Origin of the sequence: Pseudomonas sp. B8(2017), from assembly GCF_002113575.1 — a bacterium.
Taxonomy (GTDB): Bacteria; Pseudomonadota; Gammaproteobacteria; order Pseudomonadales; family Pseudomonadaceae; genus Aquipseudomonas; species Aquipseudomonas putida_Z.
The window spans coordinates 21,353-38,944 of sequence record NZ_NEIO01000029.1 but is presented as its reverse complement, the minus strand read 5'-3'; the positions used below and the strand labels follow the sequence as shown (position 1 = coordinate 38,944).

Annotated in this window: 17 protein-coding genes; 14 read left to right on the top strand and 3 right to left on the bottom strand. The window is 63.3% G+C overall.

Going from position 1 to position 17,592, the window contains the following annotated elements; all coding sequences use genetic code 11:
• Positions 1-397: 397 nt before the first annotated feature.
• The 3 genes from CAG22_RS25530 to CAG22_RS25520 are packed head-to-tail and all read left to right on the top strand — an operon-like array spanning position 398 to position 3,960.
• Positions 398-1,057 (top strand): paraquat-inducible protein A, encoded by a 660-nt coding sequence (locus CAG22_RS25530; RefSeq protein ID WP_025337591.1) that lies wholly within the window; start codon positions 398-400, stop codon positions 1,055-1,057.
• Positions 1,044-1,667, top strand: coding sequence for a paraquat-inducible protein A (locus CAG22_RS25525; protein ID WP_015268842.1), 624 nt, complete (start codon positions 1,044-1,046; stop codon positions 1,665-1,667). The genes CAG22_RS25530 and CAG22_RS25525 overlap by 14 nt, the downstream gene beginning before the upstream one ends.
• Positions 1,660-3,960 (top strand): PqiB family protein, encoded by a 2,301-nt coding sequence (locus CAG22_RS25520; protein ID WP_085706423.1) that lies wholly within the window; start codon positions 1,660-1,662, stop codon positions 3,958-3,960. The genes CAG22_RS25525 and CAG22_RS25520 overlap by 8 nt, the downstream gene beginning before the upstream one ends.
• A gap of 254 nt (positions 3,961-4,214) precedes the next feature.
• Here the strand turns inward: CAG22_RS25520 and rpsT are convergent, their stop codons facing one another.
• The gene (rpsT, locus tag CAG22_RS25515) at positions 4,215-4,493 is read right to left on the bottom strand and encodes a 30S ribosomal protein S20 (RefSeq protein ID WP_003247625.1); all 279 of its coding nucleotides are present in this window, start codon (positions 4,491-4,493) and stop codon (positions 4,215-4,217) included.
• A 250-nt stretch (positions 4,494-4,743) separates the two neighbouring features.
• On the opposite strand from rpsT, the gene murJ reads away from it, so the two are divergent.
• The 6 genes from murJ to ispH all read left to right on the top strand — a co-directional run bounded on the left by murJ (position 4,744) and on the right by ispH (position 12,079).
• Entirely contained in the window at positions 4,744-6,282 is a 1,539-nt protein-coding gene (gene murJ / locus CAG22_RS25510; protein ID WP_085706422.1) for a murein biosynthesis integral membrane protein MurJ, read from the top strand.
• A 118-nt stretch (positions 6,283-6,400) separates the two neighbouring features.
• Positions 6,401-7,351: a bifunctional riboflavin kinase/FAD synthetase gene (gene ribF, locus CAG22_RS25505; protein WP_085706421.1), complete on the top strand. Its 951-nt coding sequence runs from the start codon at positions 6,401-6,403 to the stop codon at positions 7,349-7,351.
• Positions 7,348-10,179 carry an isoleucine--tRNA ligase gene (ileS, locus tag CAG22_RS25500; protein WP_085706420.1) on the top strand — a complete coding sequence of 944 codons (2,832 nt, stop codon included), beginning with the start codon at positions 7,348-7,350 and terminating at the stop codon, positions 10,177-10,179. The genes ribF and ileS overlap by 4 nt, the downstream gene beginning before the upstream one ends.
• Positions 10,172-10,687, top strand: coding sequence for a signal peptidase II (gene lspA / locus CAG22_RS25495; RefSeq protein ID WP_025337596.1), 516 nt, complete (start codon positions 10,172-10,174; stop codon positions 10,685-10,687). The genes ileS and lspA overlap by 8 nt, the downstream gene beginning before the upstream one ends.
• Positions 10,680-11,117 (top strand): FKBP-type peptidyl-prolyl cis-trans isomerase, encoded by a 438-nt coding sequence (gene fkpB, locus CAG22_RS25490; RefSeq protein WP_003258215.1) that lies wholly within the window; start codon positions 10,680-10,682, stop codon positions 11,115-11,117. Before lspA ends, fkpB begins: the two co-directional genes overlap by 8 nt.
• Positions 11,118-11,131: 14 nt before the next feature.
• On the top strand, positions 11,132-12,079 hold the full coding sequence (ispH, locus tag CAG22_RS25485; RefSeq protein ID WP_025337597.1) for a 4-hydroxy-3-methylbut-2-enyl diphosphate reductase: 948 nt from the start codon (positions 11,132-11,134) through the stop codon (positions 12,077-12,079).
• A 133-nt stretch (positions 12,080-12,212) separates the two neighbouring features.
• Here the strand turns inward: ispH and CAG22_RS25480 are convergent, their stop codons facing one another.
• Positions 12,213-12,728: a GspH/FimT family protein gene (locus tag CAG22_RS25480; protein WP_085592502.1), complete on the bottom strand. Its 516-nt coding sequence runs from the start codon at positions 12,726-12,728 to the stop codon at positions 12,213-12,215.
• 109 nt (positions 12,729-12,837) lie between these two features.
• Here CAG22_RS25480 and CAG22_RS25475 point away from each other — a divergent pair, with 109 nt between their 5' ends.
• From CAG22_RS25475 to thiO, 5 genes are read left to right on the top strand one after another with little or no spacing between them, the layout of a single operon-like run.
• Complete coding sequence (locus CAG22_RS25475; RefSeq protein ID WP_085592504.1) at positions 12,838-13,020, top strand: prepilin-type N-terminal cleavage/methylation domain-containing protein; 183 nt, start codon at positions 12,838-12,840, stop codon at positions 13,018-13,020.
• A complete protein-coding gene (locus tag CAG22_RS25470; RefSeq protein WP_085592506.1) occupies positions 13,017-13,661 on the top strand; it encodes a PilW family protein in 645 nt (214 codons plus the stop codon). The genes CAG22_RS25475 and CAG22_RS25470 overlap by 4 nt, the downstream gene beginning before the upstream one ends.
• Positions 13,658-14,122 (top strand): hypothetical protein, encoded by a 465-nt coding sequence (locus tag CAG22_RS25465; protein ID WP_085592508.1) that lies wholly within the window; start codon positions 13,658-13,660, stop codon positions 14,120-14,122. The genes CAG22_RS25470 and CAG22_RS25465 overlap by 4 nt, the downstream gene beginning before the upstream one ends.
• A 1-nt stretch (position 14,123) precedes the next feature.
• Positions 14,124-14,513: a type IV pilin protein gene (locus CAG22_RS25460; RefSeq protein WP_013970758.1), complete on the top strand. Its 390-nt coding sequence runs from the start codon at positions 14,124-14,126 to the stop codon at positions 14,511-14,513.
• Positions 14,514-14,567: 54 nt separating this feature from the next.
• Positions 14,568-15,665 (top strand): glycine oxidase ThiO, encoded by a 1,098-nt coding sequence (thiO, locus tag CAG22_RS25455; protein ID WP_085706419.1) that lies wholly within the window; start codon positions 14,568-14,570, stop codon positions 15,663-15,665.
• 516 nt (positions 15,666-16,181) lie between these two features.
• Here the strand turns inward: thiO and CAG22_RS25450 are convergent.
• A complete protein-coding gene (locus CAG22_RS25450; RefSeq protein ID WP_085706418.1) occupies positions 16,182-17,591 on the bottom strand; it encodes an amidase in 1,410 nt (469 codons plus the stop codon).
• Between the last annotated feature and the right edge of the window lies 1 nt (position 17,592).

The following is a 17,592-nucleotide window of genomic DNA, read 5'->3' as shown; positions in this document are numbered from 1 at the left end:
AACTCAGCAGTGAAACGATGCATCGCCGATGGTAGTGTGGGGTTTCCCCATGTGAGAGTAGGTCATCGTCAAGATTCATTTCGCAAAACCCCTATCTGCACATGCAGGTAGGGGTTTTGTCTTTCTGGCCCTAGAGCTCCCCAAGCCTCACTCAAATCCCCGGCCTTGTGCGATCCCTGTAGGAGCGGCCTTGTGTCGCGATCGGGCGCGAAGCGGCCGCAATCCAGGCGCCGCGGTCTATCTGTGAGACCCGGGATACAGGTTTTACGGCCGCTTCGCGCCCGATCGCGACACAAGGCCGCTCCTACAAAGGTCGCGCAGGCCCGCTGTTATGTTGCCTCCCACAATTCGAGCCAGAACACTAGAATAGGCCCACGCACCTATTCAGAAGCGCTATATGCCCAATCCTGTCGAACCTGAAACCTTGGCTCAGTTGCCGCTGGACCAGCTTGTCGCCTGCCATGAATGCGACCTGCTGCTGCGCAAGCCCGTGCTCCAGCATGATGAGAAGGCCCAATGCCCGCGCTGCGGCTACGAGCTCTACGCCCATCGGCACAATGTGGTCAACCGCAGCCTGGCCTTGGTACTCACCGCCTTGCTGCTGTTTGTGCCTGCCAATTTCCTGCCGATCATGCAACTGCACCTGCTTGGCCAGACATCGGACGATACCGTCTGGAGCGGCGTGCTGGGCCTGTACAACTCGGAAATGCGCGGCGTGGCCGTGGTGGTGTTCCTGTGCAGCATGGCCATCCCTCTGGCAAAACTGCTCTGTCAGCTGGTCGTGCTCCTGAGCATCCGCCTGAACGTGGGGCGTAGTTTCGGCCTGCTGTTCTACCGCATCTATCACCACTTGCGTGACTGGGGCATGCTCGAGGTCTATTTCATGGGCGTGCTGGTGGCCATCGTCAAGCTGGTGGACCTGGCCGAGCTGACCGTGGGCCTGGGGCTGTTCTGCTTCATCAGCCTGTTATTGATCCAGGTGTGGCTCGAGGTGGTGATGTCACCGCACCAGATCTGGAGTGCGCTATCAGGGGAGGACCTGCATGCGGGCGATTGATGCAGGCATTCTTGTCTGCAATGAGTGTCATGAGCTGAACAGGCAACAGCCAGACAGCACTTCACAAACTTGTACACGCTGCGGTGCCATCGTGCATGCCCGTCGGCCGAACAGCATCGCGCGCACCTGGGCGCTGCTGATTGCCGCGTCGATCCTGTACATCCCGGCCAACATGCTGCCGATCATGACCGTGAGCACCCTGGGCCAAGGCAGCCCCGACACGATCATGTCCGGCGTCATCACCTTGCTCAAGCATGGCATGGTGCCCATTGCTGCCGTGGTGTTCATTGCCAGTATCCTGGTGCCCACATTCAAACTGGTGGGCATCGGCTTGCTGTTGTACTCCGTTCAGCGCCGGCAGCCGCTTTCGGCGCGGCAACGGATATTGATGTACCGCTTCATCGAATTCATTGGGCGCTGGTCCATGCTCGATATCTTCGTCATCGCCATCCTGGTGGCGGTGGTGAATTTCGGCCGAATAGCCAGTGTCGAAGCCAACCTGGGCGCTGTCGCCTTTGCAACTGTGGTGATCCTGACAATGCTTGCCGCTTTAACTTTCGATCCCCGACTGATTTGGGATAACACGGAGTCGGATGACGACCATGAGTGACCTGCCAACGGCTAAAACCCGCCCAGCCTCGAACTGGTCGGCCATATGGATCCTGCCTTTGATCGCCTTGATGATCGGTGGCTGGCTTGCGTGGCAGGCTTATCGTGATGCCGGCGTGGAAATTGAGGTTCGCTTCGAGTCGGGCGAGGGTATCGTCGCCAACAAGACCGAGGTGATCTACAAGGGCATGCCGGTTGGCAAGGTCAAAAGCCTGGTGCTCGACGCCAAGGGTGATAACCAGGGGGTGATCGCCACCATCGAGATGAACAAGGCTGCCGAGCCTCACCTGACCAAAGGTACGCGTTTCTGGCTGGTGAAGCCGAGCGTCAGCCTGGCAGGTATTTCCGGTCTTGAAACACTGGTGTCAGGCAACTACATCGCCGTCAGCCCGGGGGAGGGGGAGCGCACCAAGCGTTTTACCGCCTTGAAGGTGGCACCGCCGCTTTCGGACACCGAGCCGGGCCTGCACCTTACCCTCAAGGCCGAGCGGCTGGGGTCGCTCAACCGTGACAGCCCGGTGTTCTACAAGCAGATCCAGGTTGGCCGGGTCAAAAGCTACCGCCTGTCCGAGGACCAGAGCACCGTCGAGATCAAGGTCTTCATCGAGCCGGCCTATGCCAGCCTGGTGCGCAAGCACACGCGTTTCTGGAATGCCAGCGGCGTCAGCATCGATGCCTCGCTCTCGGGCGTGAAAGTGCGTAGCGAATCGCTGTCGAGCATTGTTGCCGGTGGTATCGCCTTTGCCACGCCGGAACACCGCAAGGACAGCCCACCTACCGACTCGAACCTGCCGTTCCGTCTGTATGAGGACTTCGATGCGGCCCAGGCCGGCATCCGGGTAAAGGTGAAATTGAGCGATTACGAGGGCCTGCAGGCGGGCCGTACACCGGTCATGTACAAGGGCATCCAGGTGGGCTCGCTCAAAGCCCTGACAATGGCGGACAACCTGGCCAGTGCATCGGCCGAGCTTACTCTGGACCCGCTGGCCGAGGATTATCTGGTCGAGGGCACGCAGTTCTGGGTGGTCAAACCATCGATTTCCCTGGCGGGTATCACCGGCCTGGAAGCGCTGGTCAAGGGTAACTACATCGCCATTCGCCCTGGTGAGAAGGGTGCGCGGCCAGAGCGTGAGTTCGAAGCCCGCGCCAAGGCACCGCCGCTCGACCTCAAGGCACCAGGCCTGCACATGGTGCTGTTCGCCGACACCCTGGGTTCGCTGGAAGTCGGTAGCCCGGTCATGTACCGCCAGGTGAAGGTGGGTAGCGTGCAAAGCTACCAGTTCGCCCGCAACAGCAATCGCATCCTGATCGGTGTGCATATCGAGAAGGAATACGAAAAGCTGGTCAACGGTTCGTCGCGCTTCTGGAATGTCAGTGGCATCACCCTGACGGGCGGCCTGTCGGGCATCAAGATCAAGAGTGAATCACTGCAGACCCTGATGGCTGGTGGTATCGCGTTCGATACGCCACGGCCTGATGTGCCGCTCAAACGCCACATTCCACGCTTCCGCCTGCATGACAGCCAGGAGGCGGTCAACCGCGCGGGTACGTTGATCACCATTCGTGTGGACCGTGCCGACGGCCTCAAGCCTGGCACGGCGATACGCTTCCGCGGCCTGGATGTGGGTAGCGTCGAGAGCGTCGACCTGACCGATGACTTGCAGGCGGTGTTGCTGCGGGCGCGCATTACCGAAGCAGCGGACCGTATCGCCCGCGTCGGTACGCAGTTCTGGGTGGTCAAGCCGGCCTTTGGCCTGGTGCGCACGCAGAACCTCGACACCTTGGTGGGCGGGCAGTACCTGGAAGTGCAGCCGGCTGCCAAGGACCGTGGCCCACAGCGCGATTTCATCGCCTTGGCCGACGCCCCGCAGGTGGCAGGGCCTGAAGTCGGCCTGCCGTTGACGCTGAGCGCTCCGCGCCGTGGCTCGATCAAGCCGGGCGTGCCGGTGACCTACCGTGAGGTTGCGGTGGGCAAGGTGACGGGCTTCGAGCTGGGCCAGAGCGCTGACCGTGTGTTGATCCATATCTTGATCGAACCGCGCTATGCGGCCCTGGTGCGTAGCGGTAGTCGCTTCTGGAACAGCAGCGGCTTCGGTTTCGACTGGGGTCTGGTCAAGGGGGTTACGGTGCGTACCGAGTCGGTGGAGACCATGATCGACGGCGGTATCGCCTTTGCCACGCCGGATGGCGAGCAGATGGGCAACCCGGCACGGCCGCAGCAGACGTTCGCCTTGTTCGACAAGGCCGAGGATGAATGGCTGCAATGGGCGCCGAAGATTCAGATAGCGAAGTAGCACACTGGGCAAACACGGCCCTGCTTTTTGTAGGAGCGGCCTTGTGTCGCGATCGGGCTGCGCAGCAGCCCCTCGGTTTCAGCGTCGATGCTGATATTGCTGGGGCTGCTGCGCAGCCCGATCGCGACACAAGGCCGCTCCTACAAAAGCGGATCGGCGATGTTGCATAGGTCGCAGCAGCGAGGCGGCGATATGCACAAATCGCAGGCAACAAAAAACCGACCCTAGGGTCGGTTTTTCGACTAGCACGTCGCTTAGGCAGCTGCAGCTTCTTTCAGCGCCTTGATGTGGCCATTCAGACGGCCTTTGTGACGAGCAGCCTTGTTCTTGTGGATGATGCCCTTGTCGGCCATACGGTCGATTACAGGCACAGCCAGAACGTAAGCGGCTTGCGCTTTTTCGGCGTCTTTTGCGTCGATGGCCTTGACTACATTCTTGATGTAGGTGCGGACCATGGAACGCAGGCTGGCGTTGTGGCTGCGACGCTTCTCAGCCTGTTTTGCACGTTTCTTGGCGGAAGGTGTGTTGGCCACCGTCGAGCTCCTCGAAAGACTTTAGGTAAATAGCAAACAAAATAGGCCGCGAATCATGCCGATCAGTCGAACGGATGTCAAGGCCACCTGCAAGGTTCCGCCGAGCGGTGCGCCAACAAGAGGGAAATATTCCTTTCTGCTGCGCGACCTGTAAACTCGGGAATTTTTGGCTCCCCTGCGAAGGCGCGGGAGTATCGCACATTCGGACGCTGTCTGGCAGCGTCCTCTGCCCTTGGCGTGAATCTTTTCGATGAACCTGCTCAAATCCCTGGCTGCGGTAAGCTCGATCACCATGATTTCGCGGGTGCTGGGCTTTGTCCGCGACACCATCCTGGCGCGTGTTTTCGGTGCCGGCATCGCCACCGATGCCTTCTTCATCGCCTTCAAGCTGCCCAACCTGCTGCGGCGCATCTTCGCCGAGGGTGCGTTTTCCCAGGCCTTCGTGCCGATCCTGGCCGAATACAAGACCCAGCAAGGCGAGGAGGCGACCCGCACCTTCGTTGCCTATGTCAGTGGCCTGCTGACCCTGGTTCTGGCGCTGGTGACCGCCATTGGCATACTGGCGGCACCGTGGGTGGTGTGGGCGACCGCACCAGGCTTTGTCGACAGTGCCGAAAAATACGAGCTGACCACCGCCCTGTTGCGGGTGACTTTTCCTTATATATTGCTGATCTCGCTGTCGTCCCTGGCCGGGGCGATCCTCAATACCTGGAACCGTTTCTCGGTACCGGCCTTTACCCCGACCCTGCTGAACGTGGCGATGATCGCCTTCGCCGTGCTGCTCACGCCGTATTTCGACCCGCCGATCATGGCCCTGGCCTGGGGCGTTCTGGCGGGCGGCCTGGCGCAGTTGCTGTACCAGCTGCCAGCGCTGAAGAAGATCGGCATGCTCGTGCTGCCACGTCTGAACCTGCGTGATGCCGGTGTGTGGCGGGTGCTCAAGCAGATGCTGCCGGCGATCCTCGGGGTGTCGGTGAGCCAGATCTCGCTGATCATCAACACCATCTTCGCCTCCTTCCTGGTGGCCGGTTCGGTGTCGTGGATGTATTACGCCGACCGCCTCATGGAGCTGCCTTCCGGCGTGCTGGGGGTGGCCCTGGGCACCATATTGCTGCCGACGCTGGCCAAGACCTACGCCAACAAGGACCGCGAGGAATACTCGCGGATCCTCGACTGGGGCCTGCGCCTGTGCTTCCTGCTGGTGCTGCCATGCACCCTGGCCCTGGCCATCCTCGCCGAGCCATTGACCGTGGCGCTGTTCCAGTACGGCAAGTTCACCGCCGTCGACGCGGCCATGACCCAGAAGGCGCTGATCGCCTATTCCGTGGGCTTGCTGGCGATCATTCTGGTCAAGGTACTGGCACCGGGCTTCTATGCGCAGCAGAATATCCGTACACCGGTGAAGATCGCGGTATTCACCCTGGTCTGCACCCAACTGTTCAACCTGGCCCTGATCGGCCCGCTCGCGCATGCCGGCCTGGCCCTGGCGATCAGCCTGGGGGCCTGCCTGAACGCCGGCCTGCTGTTCTGGAAGCTGCGCAGCCAACAGCTGTTCCAGCCGCAGCCAGGCTGGGCGATGTTCCTGCTCAAGCTGGTGCTGGCAGTGGGGCTGATGTCGGCGGTGTTGCTGGCCGGCATGCATTACCTGCCGGCCTGGGAGCAGGGCAACATGCTCGAGCGCCTGGTGCGCCTGGGGGCTCTGGTACTGGCGGGCATCGTGACCTATTTCGGCTGCCTGTACCTGTGCGGCTTCCGGCCTCGGCATTTCGCCCGCAAGGCCTTGCACTAAGGCATCGGGCGGGTCAGGCGTCGGTTTTTCGCATTCCACGCCGCCCTTGGGCGCTGCTGCCTGTCACCAGCGCCCGGGTGTGGTTATAATCGGCCACTTTATGAGCAAGAAGCGCGTTATGCAGCTGGTTCGAGGTCTTCACAACCTGCGCCCCGAGCACCGGGGCTGTGTCGCCACCATAGGCAACTTCGACGGGGTTCACCGCGGCCACCAGGCGATCCTGGCGCGCCTGCGCGAGCGCGGCCAGGCCTTGGGCCTGCCGACCTGCGTGGTGATCTTCGAACCGCAACCACGCGAGTACTTCGCCCCCGACACCGCGCCGGCTCGCCTGGCCCGCCTGCGTGACAAGATCGAGCTGCTGGCGGCCGAGGGTATCGACCGGGTGCTGTGCCTGGCATTCAACCAGCGCCTGAGCAAGCTCAGTGCCGATGCCTTCGTCAAGGCCATCCTGGTCGACGGCCTGGGTGTACGCCACCTCGAAGTGGGCGATGACTTCCGCTTCGGCTGCGACCGCGCTGGCGACTTCGCCTTCCTGGTCGAGGCCGGCAAGCAGTACGGCTTCACCGTCGAGGCTGCCAACACGGTGATCCAGGACGGCCTGCGGGTCAGCAGCACCAAAGTGCGCAAGGCCCTGTCCGAAGGCAACTTCGAGCTGGCCGAGCACCTGTTGGGCCGCCCGTATCGCATCAGCGGCCGCGTGTTGCATGGCCAGAAGCTGGCCCGCCAGCTCGGCACACCTACCGCCAACATCCAGCTCAAGCGCCGCCGCGTGCCGCTGTCCGGGGTCTACCTGGCCAGCATCGAAATCGACGGCAAGGCCTGGCCGGGTGTCGGCAATATCGGCGTGCGCCCCACCGTTGCCGGTGACGGGCGCCCGCACCTGGAGATTCATCTGCTGGACTATGCCGGCGACCTTTACGGTCGGCGCCTGACGGTGGAGTTCCACCACAAGCTGCGTGAAGAGCAGCGATTCGCCTCCCTGGAGGCGCTGAAGTCGGCGATCGATGCGGATATCGCCGCCGCACGTGCACATTGGCACGCTCAACCGTTAACGAAGAGCCTGAAATGACCGACTACAAAGCCACGCTTAACCTTCCGGACACCGCCTTCCCCATGAAGGCCGGCCTGCCTCAGCGCGAACCGCAGATCCTGCAGCGCTGGGACAGCATTGGCCTGTACCAGAAGCTGCGCGAAATTGGCAAGGATCGTCCCAAGTTCGTCCTGCACGACGGCCCGCCCTATGCCAACGGCAAGATTCACATCGGTCATGCGCTGAACAAGATCCTCAAGGACATGATCGTCCGTTCCAAGACCCTGGCCGGCTTCGATGCGCCGTATGTGCCGGGCTGGGACTGCCATGGCCTGCCGATCGAGCACAAGGTCGAGGTCACCCACGGCAAGCACCTGTCCGCCGACCGCACCCGCGAGCTGTGCCGCGAGTACGCCGCCGAGCAGATTGAAGGGCAGAAGACCGAGTTCATCCGCCTGGGCGTGCTGGGTGACTGGGACAACCCGTACAAGACCATGAACTTTGCCAACGAGGCCGGCGAAATCCGCGCCCTGGCCGAGATGGTCAAGCAAGGTTTCGTGTTCAAGGGCCTGAAGCCGGTGAACTGGTGCTTCGATTGCGGTTCGGCCCTGGCCGAGGCCGAAGTCGAGTACGCCGACAAGAAATCGCAGACCATCGACGTTGCCTTCCCGGTTGCCGACGAGGCCAAGCTGGCTGCTGCCTTCGGCCTGGCTTCGCTGGCCAAGCCGGCCGCCATCGTGATCTGGACCACCACCCCGTGGACCATCCCGGCCAACCAGGCGCTGAACATCCACCCGGAGTTCAAGTACGCCCTGGTCGACACCGGCGAGCGTCTGCTGGTACTGGCCGAAGAGCTGGTGGAGTCGTGCCTCAAACGCTACAGCCTGGAAGGCTCGGTCATCGCCACCGCCCAGGGTTCGGCGCTGGAACTGATCAACTTCCGCCACCCGTTCTACGACCGCCTGTCGCCAGTCTACCTGGCCGACTACGTCGAACTGGGCGCCGGTACCGGCGTGGTGCACTCCTCGCCAGCCTACGGTGAAGACGACTTCGTCACCTGCAAGCGCTACGGCATGGTCAACGACGACATCCTCACCCCGGTGCAGAGCAACGGCGTGTACGTCGACTCGCTGCCATTCTTCGGCGGCCAGTTCATCTGGAAGGCCAACCCGGCCATCGTCGAGAAGCTGAGCGAAGTCGGTGCGCTGATGCACACCGAAACCATCAGCCACAGCTACATGCACTGCTGGCGCCACAAGACCCCGCTGATCTACCGCGCCACCGCGCAGTGGTTCGTGGGTATGGACAAGCAGCCGACCACCGGCGAGCCGCTGCGTGAGCGTGCACTGAAAGCCATCGAGGACACCAAGTTCGTGCCGGCCTGGGGCCAGGCGCGCCTGCATTCGATGATCGCCAACCGCCCGGACTGGTGCATCTCGCGTCAGCGCAACTGGGGCGTGCCGATCCCGTTCTTCCTGCACAAGCAGACCGGCGAGCTGCACCCACGCACCGTCGAGCTGATGGAAGCAGTGGCCAAGCGCGTCGAACAGGAAGGCATCGAGGCCTGGTTCAAGCTGGACGCCGCCGAACTGCTGGGCGCTGAAGCCGAGCAGTACGACAAGATCACCGACACCCTGGACGTGTGGTTCGACTCGGGTACCACCCACTGGCACGTGCTGCGTGGCTCGCATGACATCGGCCACGCCACCGGCCCGCGTGCCGACCTGTACCTGGAAGGTTCCGACCAGCACCGCGGCTGGTTCCACTCGTCGTTGCTGACCGGTTGCGCCATCGACGGCCACGCGCCGTACCGCGAGCTGCTGACCCACGGCTTCACCGTGGACGAGAACGGCCGCAAGATGTCCAAGTCGCTGGGCAACACCATCGAGCCGGAGAAGGTCAACAACACCCTGGGTGCCGATATCCTGCGCCTGTGGGTTGCCGCTACCGACTATTCCGGTGAAATGGCCGTTTCCGAGCAGATCCTGCAACGCAGCGCCGACGCCTACCGCCGTATCCGCAACACTGCACGCTTCCTGCTCTCCAACCTGTCCGGCTTCGACCCGGCCCGCGACCTGCTGGCCCCGGAAGACATGCTGGCGCTGGACCGCTGGGCCGTAGACCGCACCCTGCTGCTGCAACGCGAGCTGGAAGAGCACTACAGCGAGTACCGTTTCTGGAACGTCTACTCCAAGGTGCACAACTTCTGCGTGCAGGAGCTGGGCGGCTTCTACCTCGACATCATCAAGGACCGCCAGTACACCACCGGCGCCAACAGTGTCGCCCGCCGTTCCTGCCAGACCGCGCTGTACCACATCAGCGAGGCGCTGGTGCGCTGGATCGCGCCGATCCTGGCGTTCACCGCCGACGAAATCTGGCAGTACCTGCCAGGCGAGCGCAACGAGTCGGTAATGCTCAACGGCTGGTATCAAGGCCTGAGCGAACTGCCGGAAGGCACCGAACTGGACCGCGCCTACTGGGACCGCGTGATGGCCGTCAAGGCATCGGTCAACAAGGAGCTGGAAAACCAGCGTACCGCCAAGGTCATCGGCGGCAACCTGCAGGCTGAAGTCACCCTGTACGCCGATGAAGGCCTGAGCGCCGACCTGGGCAAGCTGGGCGACGAACTGCGCTTCGTGCTGATCACCTCGGCTGCCAGCGTGGTGCCGTTCGTGCAGGCGCCAGCCGAAGCCGTGGCCACCGAAGTCGAAGGCCTCAAGCTGCAAGTGGTCAAGTCCGGCCACGCCAAGTGCGGCCGTTGCTGGCACTTCCGCGCTGACGTCGGCAGCCACCCGGAGCACCCGGAAATCTGCGGCCGTTGCGTCGACAACCTGAGCGGTTCCGGCGAGGTGCGCCACTATGCCTAACCCTGCAGCGGGGCGCTTCGGGCGCCTTGCATGGCTTTGGCTGAGCCTGGTGGTACTGGTCCTCGACCAGGCCACCAAGCTGTATTTCAACAATGCCCTGACCATGTACCAGCAGGTTGTCGTCATCCCTGACTACTTCAGCTGGACCCTGGCCTACAACACTGGCGCGGCTTTCAGCTTCCTGGCGGAAAGCTCCGGCTGGCAGCGCTGGCTGTTCGCCCTGATCGCCGTGGTGGTCAGTGCCGTGCTGGTGGTGTGGCTCAAGCGCCTGGGGCGCAACGAGACCTGGCTGGCCGTGGCGCTGGCGCTGGTGCTGGGTGGCGCGATCGGCAACCTGTACGACCGCGTCGTGCTCGGCCATGTGGTCGACTTCATCCTGGTGCACTGGCAGAACCGCCATTACTTCCCGGCCTTCAACCTGGCCGACAGCGCCATTACCGTTGGTGCGGTGATGCTGGCGCTGGATATGTTCAAGAGCAAGAAGTCCGAGGATCCGGTCCATGACTGACACCCGTATCGGCCAGAACACCGAAGTCACCCTGCACTTCGCGCTGCACCTGGAAAACGGCGACACCGTCGACAGCACGTTCGACAAGGCCCCGGCCACCTTCAAGGTTGGCGATGGCAACCTGCTGCCAGGTTTCGAGAACGCCCTGTTCGGCTTCAAGGGCGGTGACAAGCGTACCGTCGTGGTGGCCCCGGAGAACGCCTTCGGCCAGCCCAACCCGCAGAACGTACAAGTCATGCCGCGGTCCCAGTTCGAGGGCATGGAGTTGTCCGAAGGGCTGTTGATCATCTTCAACGACGCCGCCAACACCGAGCTGCCCGGTGTGGTCAAAGCGTTCGATGACGACCAGGTGACCATCGACTTCAATCACCCATTGGCTGGCAAGACCCTGACCTTCGAGGTGGAGATCCTCGAGGTGAAGGCCCTGTAAGCCTGGAGCCGAGCATGCAAATCAAACTCGCCAACCCTCGCGGCTTCTGCGCGGGGGTCGACCGGGCGATCGAGATCGTCAACCGCGCGCTGGAAGTCTTCGGCCCGCCGATCTATGTGCGTCACGAAGTGGTGCACAACAAGTTCGTGGTGGAAGACCTGCGCAACCGCGGCGCCATCTTCGTCGAAGAGCTGGACCAGGTACCGGACGATGTCATCGTCATCTTCAGTGCCCACGGTGTTTCCCAGGCCGTGCGCCAGGAAGCCGCTGGCCGTGGCCTGAAAGTGTTCGATGCCACCTGCCCGCTGGTGACCAAGGTGCACATCGAAGTGGCCAAGTACAGCCGCGACGGCCGTGAGTGCATCCTCATCGGCCACGAAGGGCACCCGGAAGTCGAAGGCACCATGGGCCAGTACGACGCCAGCAACGGTGGCGCCATCTACCTCGTCGAAGACGAGGAGGATGTTGCCAACCTGCAGGTGAAGGACCCGGACCACCTGGCGTTCGTCACCCAGACCACGCTGTCGATGGACGACACCAGCCGCGTCATCGACGCCCTGCGTGCGCGCTTCCCGAACATTGGCGGCCCGCGCAAGGACGACATCTGCTACGCAACCCAGAACCGCCAGGACGCGGTCAAGCAACTGGCGGACGAGTGCGACGTGGTACTGGTAGTCGGCAGCCCGAACAGCTCCAACTCCAACCGCCTGCGCGAGCTGGCCGAGCGCATGGGCACCCCGGCCTACCTGATCGACGGTGCCGAGGACCTGCAGCGTGGCTGGTTCGAGCAGACGGCACGGGTCGGCATCACCGCCGGTGCTTCGGCCCCCGAAGTGCTGGTGCGTGGTGTGATCGAGCAGCTCAAGGCCTGGGGCGCCAGCGGTGCTGAAGAGCTGGATGGGCGGGAAGAGAACATCACCTTCTCCATGCCCAAGGAGTTGCGGGTTCGGTCGCTGATCTGACCGCAGTTTGCGCGATCCCCATGTAGGAGCGGCCTTGTGTCGCGAACGGGCTGCAAAGCAGCCCCAGGATTTCAGCGTTAGAGCTGATATTGCCGGGGCCGCTTTGCGGCCCGTTCGCGACACAAGGCCGCTCCTACATTGACCGCGCTGATCTGCTAGTGGTGTCTTTGCATCGGGATTTTTTTGGTTCTCCCATATCTACCCTGACCCTGCCAGTCGATGCCATCACCACTTGATACTGGCTAGTTGCGGTCAAGCGCTCGCAAATCTCCATCGTTGAACCTAACCAATTACTGGTTGCCCCAAGCGGAACCCCTTGCGCACTGAATTTCAGCTGCTCACCTCGATTGCTCGTGATCTTCAGCGGCCGTGAAAGACGCTGCTCACGCAGCACCTGATGGTTATGCTCCAGCATCACCCGCCAACCATTCCCCCAATTACCTTCCAACGCCTGCACCAGCACCGGCTGGCTTTGCAACATGGCATGGCTGCGCGCGCTGCGCAGCGCCTGCGCCAGGTCTCGTGCAGCTGCCGCCCTGTGTAGGTCGTCGCTCAATCTGGCGTAGGCCGGCATGCCGAGCTGTGTCAGCAATGCGGCCACCGCCAGGGCCGACAACATTTGTATCAGTGTTACACCTCGTTGCTTCACCGTGCATTCCTCCCTGGAAGTGCTTGGCTGTAGCTTCACGGTCGTTGGACCGGCGGTCCAGTCGCCCGGGTTCAATGCATTTGCAGGAAAAGTCGCAGGAGGTGCAGGGATGCACGCAAGACAACGGGGCATGACGCTTCTGGAAGTGTTGTTGGCGGTGGGTGTGGTGGCCGTGGGTATGTTCGCAGCGGCAGGCCTGCAACTGCAGGCATTGCAGGCTGCGGAGGACGCGCGCCGCGATGGGCAGGCGGCAATGGCGGCGCACAGCGAGCATGAAAGGGGGCGGCCATGAGCGGCGCCCAGCGTGGTTTCGGCTTGCTTGAGCTGATGCTGGCGCTGACCATCGGGTTGCTGCTGTTGGCGGTGGCCAGCCAGCTATTTACCTCGGCCCACCATACCTGGCGGCTGCAAAGCACGGCAGTACGCATGCAGGATGAAGCTCGCCTGGCATTGCTGCGAATGGCCCAGGATATCCGCATGACCGGGATGTTCGGCTGCTTGCGACTGCAGCCAAAGCACTTCGGCAGTACGAGCGCAGAGCACGCATTCGCCCGGCCGATGGAAGTCGAAGCATCCACCCTTAGCCTGGTCGTGGCGGAGTTACCTGGGCAATCCGGTGGGCCGCAGTGGTTCCTGCACACGAACTGTACGAGCGAAGTGTCTGTGGATGACGAGTTGAAGGAGGGCTACCCACAGGTTTACCCCATCAGCAGATATGTCTACCAACTCCGGGGCAATACGCTGAGATTCAAACGCAACAACAGCAACTTCCAGCCGCTGGTTGAAAATGTGCGGTCAATGCGTTTGCAGCGTGTGCAAATGGCACAGGGTGAGGGGGTGGATATTGCCCTGACGCTTTACGAACCCACGCTCGAACTTGAACAGCACCATGAACTGAGCGTCGCAATCCGCAACCCGGTGCCGGCCTCATGAGTCGTCAGCGTGGCATCGTCCTGTTGTTGGCCTTGGTCCTGAGCATGCTGCTGGGGCTGCTTGCGGCGTCGGCCCTGCGAGATGCGCTGGCGCAAACGCAGATGACCGGCTATCTGAGCGAAGGCCTGCTGGCGCTGGAGCAGGCCGAGGCCACGCTGCTGGCTGGGGCAGGCGAGCTCGAGCGTGCTCCCCCCGACCCTTGCGAGGCGTGCCCGCCACCCGCTCGACCGCATGACCTGAGCGGGCAGTGGCAGCGCACGCCAACCGGCTATTTCCATTTGCAGAATCTGGGTACCAGCGAACACGCGGCGCATATGCCGGAAGGGCAGCAGGTCACCCTGTACCGCGTCACCGCCGTCAGCCTGCAAACCCAGTCACGGCATGTGCTGGAAGCGGTCTATGCCATGGGCGAGGACACGACCCGGCGCATTGCCTGGCGCCAGAGATTGCGAGGAGACTGACATGCAGCAAGGCTTGAGCCTGATCGAGTTGTTGATTGTGTTGGCCGTGACCGGCATTCTGGCAGCCATTGCCTACCCCAGTTACAGCGACCAGCTACGGCGAGCCGCGCGCAGCGAAGTGGTTGGCCTGCTGCATGATGCCGCCCTGCGCCTGGAGCGCCACCGCGTACGCACTGGCCAATACGCCGAGGGCGACCCGGCCTTGCCCGACGGTACCCGCTATTACAGCCTGCAGGCCCAGCGCGACAGCGACACCTTCACGCTGCGCGCCCGGCGGCTGCCGAGCGGGCTGATGGCGCAGGACCGCTGTGGCGATTTCCAGCTCGACCAGGCCGGCGTGCAGCGCAATCCGGGTGCCGTCGAAGACAGCGTGCACTGCTGGGGAAGCTGAAGGTTGAATGATGCCCGGTGCATCGCGGATTTACTTCAGGTGTTGGATCGACAGATGAGCAAGCAAGTAGTGGTGGTCGGTGGCGGGGTGATCGGCCTGCTGACGGCATTCAACCTGGCGGCGAAGGTCGGGCAGGTGGTGGTGTGTGATCAGGGTGAAGTCGGCCGCGAGTCGTCCTGGGCCGGCGGTGGCATCGTTTCGCCGCTGTACCCGTGGCGCTACAGCCCGGCCGTGACCGCCTTGGCACACTGGTCACAAGACTTTTATCCACAGCTGGGCGAGCGTTTGTTCGCCAGCACCGGCGTCGACCCCGAGGTGCACACCACCGGCCTGTACTGGCTCGACCTGGACGACGAGGCCGAAGCGCTGGCCTGGGCCGAGCGTGAGCAGCGGCCGCTGAGTGCCGTGGATATCTCGGCGGCCTATGACGCGGTGCCGGTGCTGGGCCTGGGCTTCAAGCGTGCCATCTACATGGCCGGCGTGGCCAACGTGCGCAACCCGCGCCTGGTGAAGTCGCTCAAGGCGGCGTTGCTGGCGTTGCCCAACGTGACCTTGCGTGAGCACTGCCAGATTACCGGTTTTGTCCAGCAAGGCGGTCGCGTGACCGGTGTGCAGACGGCAGACGGCGTGCTGGCGGCGGATGAGGTGGTGCTCAGTGCCGGCGCCTGGAGTGGCGACCTGCTGCGTACGCTCGGCCTGGAATTGCCGGTGGAGCCGGTGAAGGGCCAGATGATCCTGTTCAAATGTGCCGAAGACTTCCTGCCGAGCATGGTGCTGGCCAAGGGGCGCTATGCGATCCCGCGGCGCGACGGGCATATTCTGGTGGGTAGCACGCTGGAGCATGCCGGGTACGACAAGACCCCGACCAAGGAGGCGTTGGAGAGCCTGAAGGCCTCGGCGGTGGAATTGTTGCCTGAGCTCGAGGGGGCCACGGTGGTGGCGCACTGGGCCGGGCTGCGGCCAGGGTCGCCGGAAGGTATTCCGTATATCGGGCCGGTGCCGGGGCATTCGGGGTTGTGGTTGAACTGCGGGCATTACCGCAACGGGCTGGTGCTGGCGCCGGCTTCGTGCCAGCTGTTTACCGACCTGTTGACTGGGGCAGAGCCGATCATTGACCCGGCGCCGTATGCGCCAGCCGGGCGGTTGAGCTGAGATTGCCGGGGCCGCTTTGCGGCCCTTTCGCCGGCAAGCCAGCTCCCACAGGTCCACCTACAGCCTCGGGACCTGTGCTTTACCTGTGGGAGCCGGCTTGCCGGCGATGAGGCCAGCAAGGCCAATAAATATTCCAGCCGGCGGGGCCAATAGAGTACTCAACCGGTAGGTTGAGCTGAGATTGCCGGGGCCGCTTTGCGGCCCTTTCGCCGGCAAGCCAGCTCCCACAGGTCCACCTACAGCCTCGGGACCTGTGCTTTGCCTGTGGGAGCCGGCTTGCCGGCGATGAGGCCAGCAAGGCCAATAAATATTCCAGCCGGCGGGGCCAATAGAGTACTCAGCCGGTAGGTTGAGCTGAGATTGCCGGGGCCGCTTTGCGGCCCTTTCGCCGGCAAGCCAGCTCCCACAAGTCCACCTACAGCCTCGGGACCTGTGCTTTACCTGTGGGAGCCGGCTTGCCGGCGATGAGGCCAGCAAGGCCAATAAATATTCCAGCCGGCGGGGCCAATAGAGCACTCAACCTGTAATCGGTGCCTGCAAGTGCCGGCTAGGGTAATGCTGCTCATACACCTTGCACACCCGCAGCACCTGCTCATCGGCAAAGCGCCCGGCCACCACCTGCAGCCCCACCGGCAACCCCTCGCGGGTGAACCCGCACGGCACCGAAGCCGCCGGCTGCTGAGTCAGGTTGAAGGGATAGCTGAATGGCGTCCATTCCATCCACTGCGTCATCCCCGACTCCGGCGGCACATTGTGCCCTGCCTCGAATGCCACCAGCGGTAGCATCGGCGATACCAGCAGGTCATGACGCTGGTGGAAGGCATTCATCTTCGCGATCAACTCTGCGCGTGCCTCCAGGGCCTGGGTGTAGTCACCCAGACTGATTCGCGCTCCCTGTTCGGCAATCCAGCGCAGCCCTGGGTCAAGCTGCGCCCGCTGTTCATCGCTGAACGCACTGGCCAACCGCGCCGCGCCGGCAAACCACAGGGTATTGAACGTCTCCAGCGGGTCGCCGAACCCCGGGTCGACTTCCTCAACCTGTGCGCCCAGCCGTGCCAAGCGCTGCACGGCCTGGGCCACCAGTGCCTGGATCTGCGAGTCGACCTGCACGTAACCGAAGTTGGCACTGTAGGCGATGCGCAGGCCGCTCAGGTCCTGCTCCTGGCCCAGCCACGGCGCCTGCCTGGGTGCGCCGGCCAACCCGTCACGGGCATCGGGGCGGGCGACGCAGTCGAGCATCAGTACCGAATCGTCGACGGTGCGCGTCATCGGCCCCAGGTGCGACAGCACGGTCATGGCACTGGCCGGCCATTGCGGTACGTAGCCGAAGGTCGGCTTGATGCCGAAGGTGCCGGTAAAGGCGCAAGGGATGCGAATAGAGCCGCCGGCATCGCTGCCCTGGTGCAGCACGCCCAGGTTCAGCGCGGCTGCCGCCGCGGCGCCACCGGACGAGCCGCCGGCGGTCAGCCGGGTATCCCAGGGGTTGCGGGTGATGCCGTACAGCGGGTTGTCGGTCACCCCCTTCCAACCGAACTCCGGCGTGGTGGTCTTGCCCACCAACACAGCGCCGGCTTCGCGCATGAAGGCCGTGAAGGGCGCATCGACTTCCCACGGGCCGGCTCCCGAGGTGGTGCGCGAGCCCTTGCGTGTGGGCATGCCCCGGGTCAGGGTCAGGTCCTTGATCGAGGCGGGTACGCCATCCAGCCGGCCGCAGGGCTCGCCACGCTGCCAGCGCTGTTCGCTGGCGCGGGCGGCGGCGCGGGCACCTTCGCCGTCGACATGGCAATAGGCGTTGACCGCCGGGTTGTGCAGGTCGATGCGCGCTAGCACATCGTCGATCACCTCGACCGGTGACAGTTGGCGGCGCTGGTACAACTCGAGCAGTTCGACGGCGGTGAACTCGCCAATCGCGGTTTTCTGGGTCATC

What these genes read in the sequence shown, in the direction of transcription:
- murJ (WP_085706422.1), top strand. Translation starts at nt 4,744, where the DNA reads ATGAACCTGCTCAAATCCCTGGCTGCGGTAAGCTCGATCACCATGATT.
- lspA (WP_025337596.1), top strand. Translation starts at nt 10,172, where the DNA reads ATGCCTAACCCTGCAGCGGGGCGCTTCGGGCGCCTTGCATGGCTTTGG.
- CAG22_RS25465 (WP_085592508.1), top strand. Translation starts at nt 13,658, where the DNA reads ATGAGTCGTCAGCGTGGCATCGTCCTGTTGTTGGCCTTGGTCCTGAGC.
- CAG22_RS25520 (WP_085706423.1), top strand. Translation starts at nt 1,660, where the DNA reads ATGAGTGACCTGCCAACGGCTAAAACCCGCCCAGCCTCGAACTGGTCG.
- CAG22_RS25475 (WP_085592504.1), top strand. Translation starts at nt 12,838, where the DNA reads ATGCACGCAAGACAACGGGGCATGACGCTTCTGGAAGTGTTGTTGGCG.
- thiO (WP_085706419.1), top strand. Translation starts at nt 14,568, where the DNA reads ATGAGCAAGCAAGTAGTGGTGGTCGGTGGCGGGGTGATCGGCCTGCTG.
- CAG22_RS25450 (WP_085706418.1), bottom strand. Translation starts at nt 17,591, where the DNA reads ATGACCCAGAAAACCGCGATTGGCGAGTTCACCGCCGTCGAACTGCTC.
- CAG22_RS25525 (WP_015268842.1), top strand. Translation starts at nt 1,044, where the DNA reads ATGCGGGCGATTGATGCAGGCATTCTTGTCTGCAATGAGTGTCATGAG.
- ileS (WP_085706420.1), top strand. Translation starts at nt 7,348, where the DNA reads ATGACCGACTACAAAGCCACGCTTAACCTTCCGGACACCGCCTTCCCC.
- ribF (WP_085706421.1), top strand. Translation starts at nt 6,401, where the DNA reads ATGCAGCTGGTTCGAGGTCTTCACAACCTGCGCCCCGAGCACCGGGGC.
- CAG22_RS25530 (WP_025337591.1), top strand. Translation starts at nt 398, where the DNA reads ATGCCCAATCCTGTCGAACCTGAAACCTTGGCTCAGTTGCCGCTGGAC.
- ispH (WP_025337597.1), top strand. Translation starts at nt 11,132, where the DNA reads ATGCAAATCAAACTCGCCAACCCTCGCGGCTTCTGCGCGGGGGTCGAC.
- CAG22_RS25460 (WP_013970758.1), top strand. Translation starts at nt 14,124, where the DNA reads ATGCAGCAAGGCTTGAGCCTGATCGAGTTGTTGATTGTGTTGGCCGTG.
- fkpB (WP_003258215.1), top strand. Translation starts at nt 10,680, where the DNA reads ATGACTGACACCCGTATCGGCCAGAACACCGAAGTCACCCTGCACTTC.
- CAG22_RS25470 (WP_085592506.1), top strand. Translation starts at nt 13,017, where the DNA reads ATGAGCGGCGCCCAGCGTGGTTTCGGCTTGCTTGAGCTGATGCTGGCG.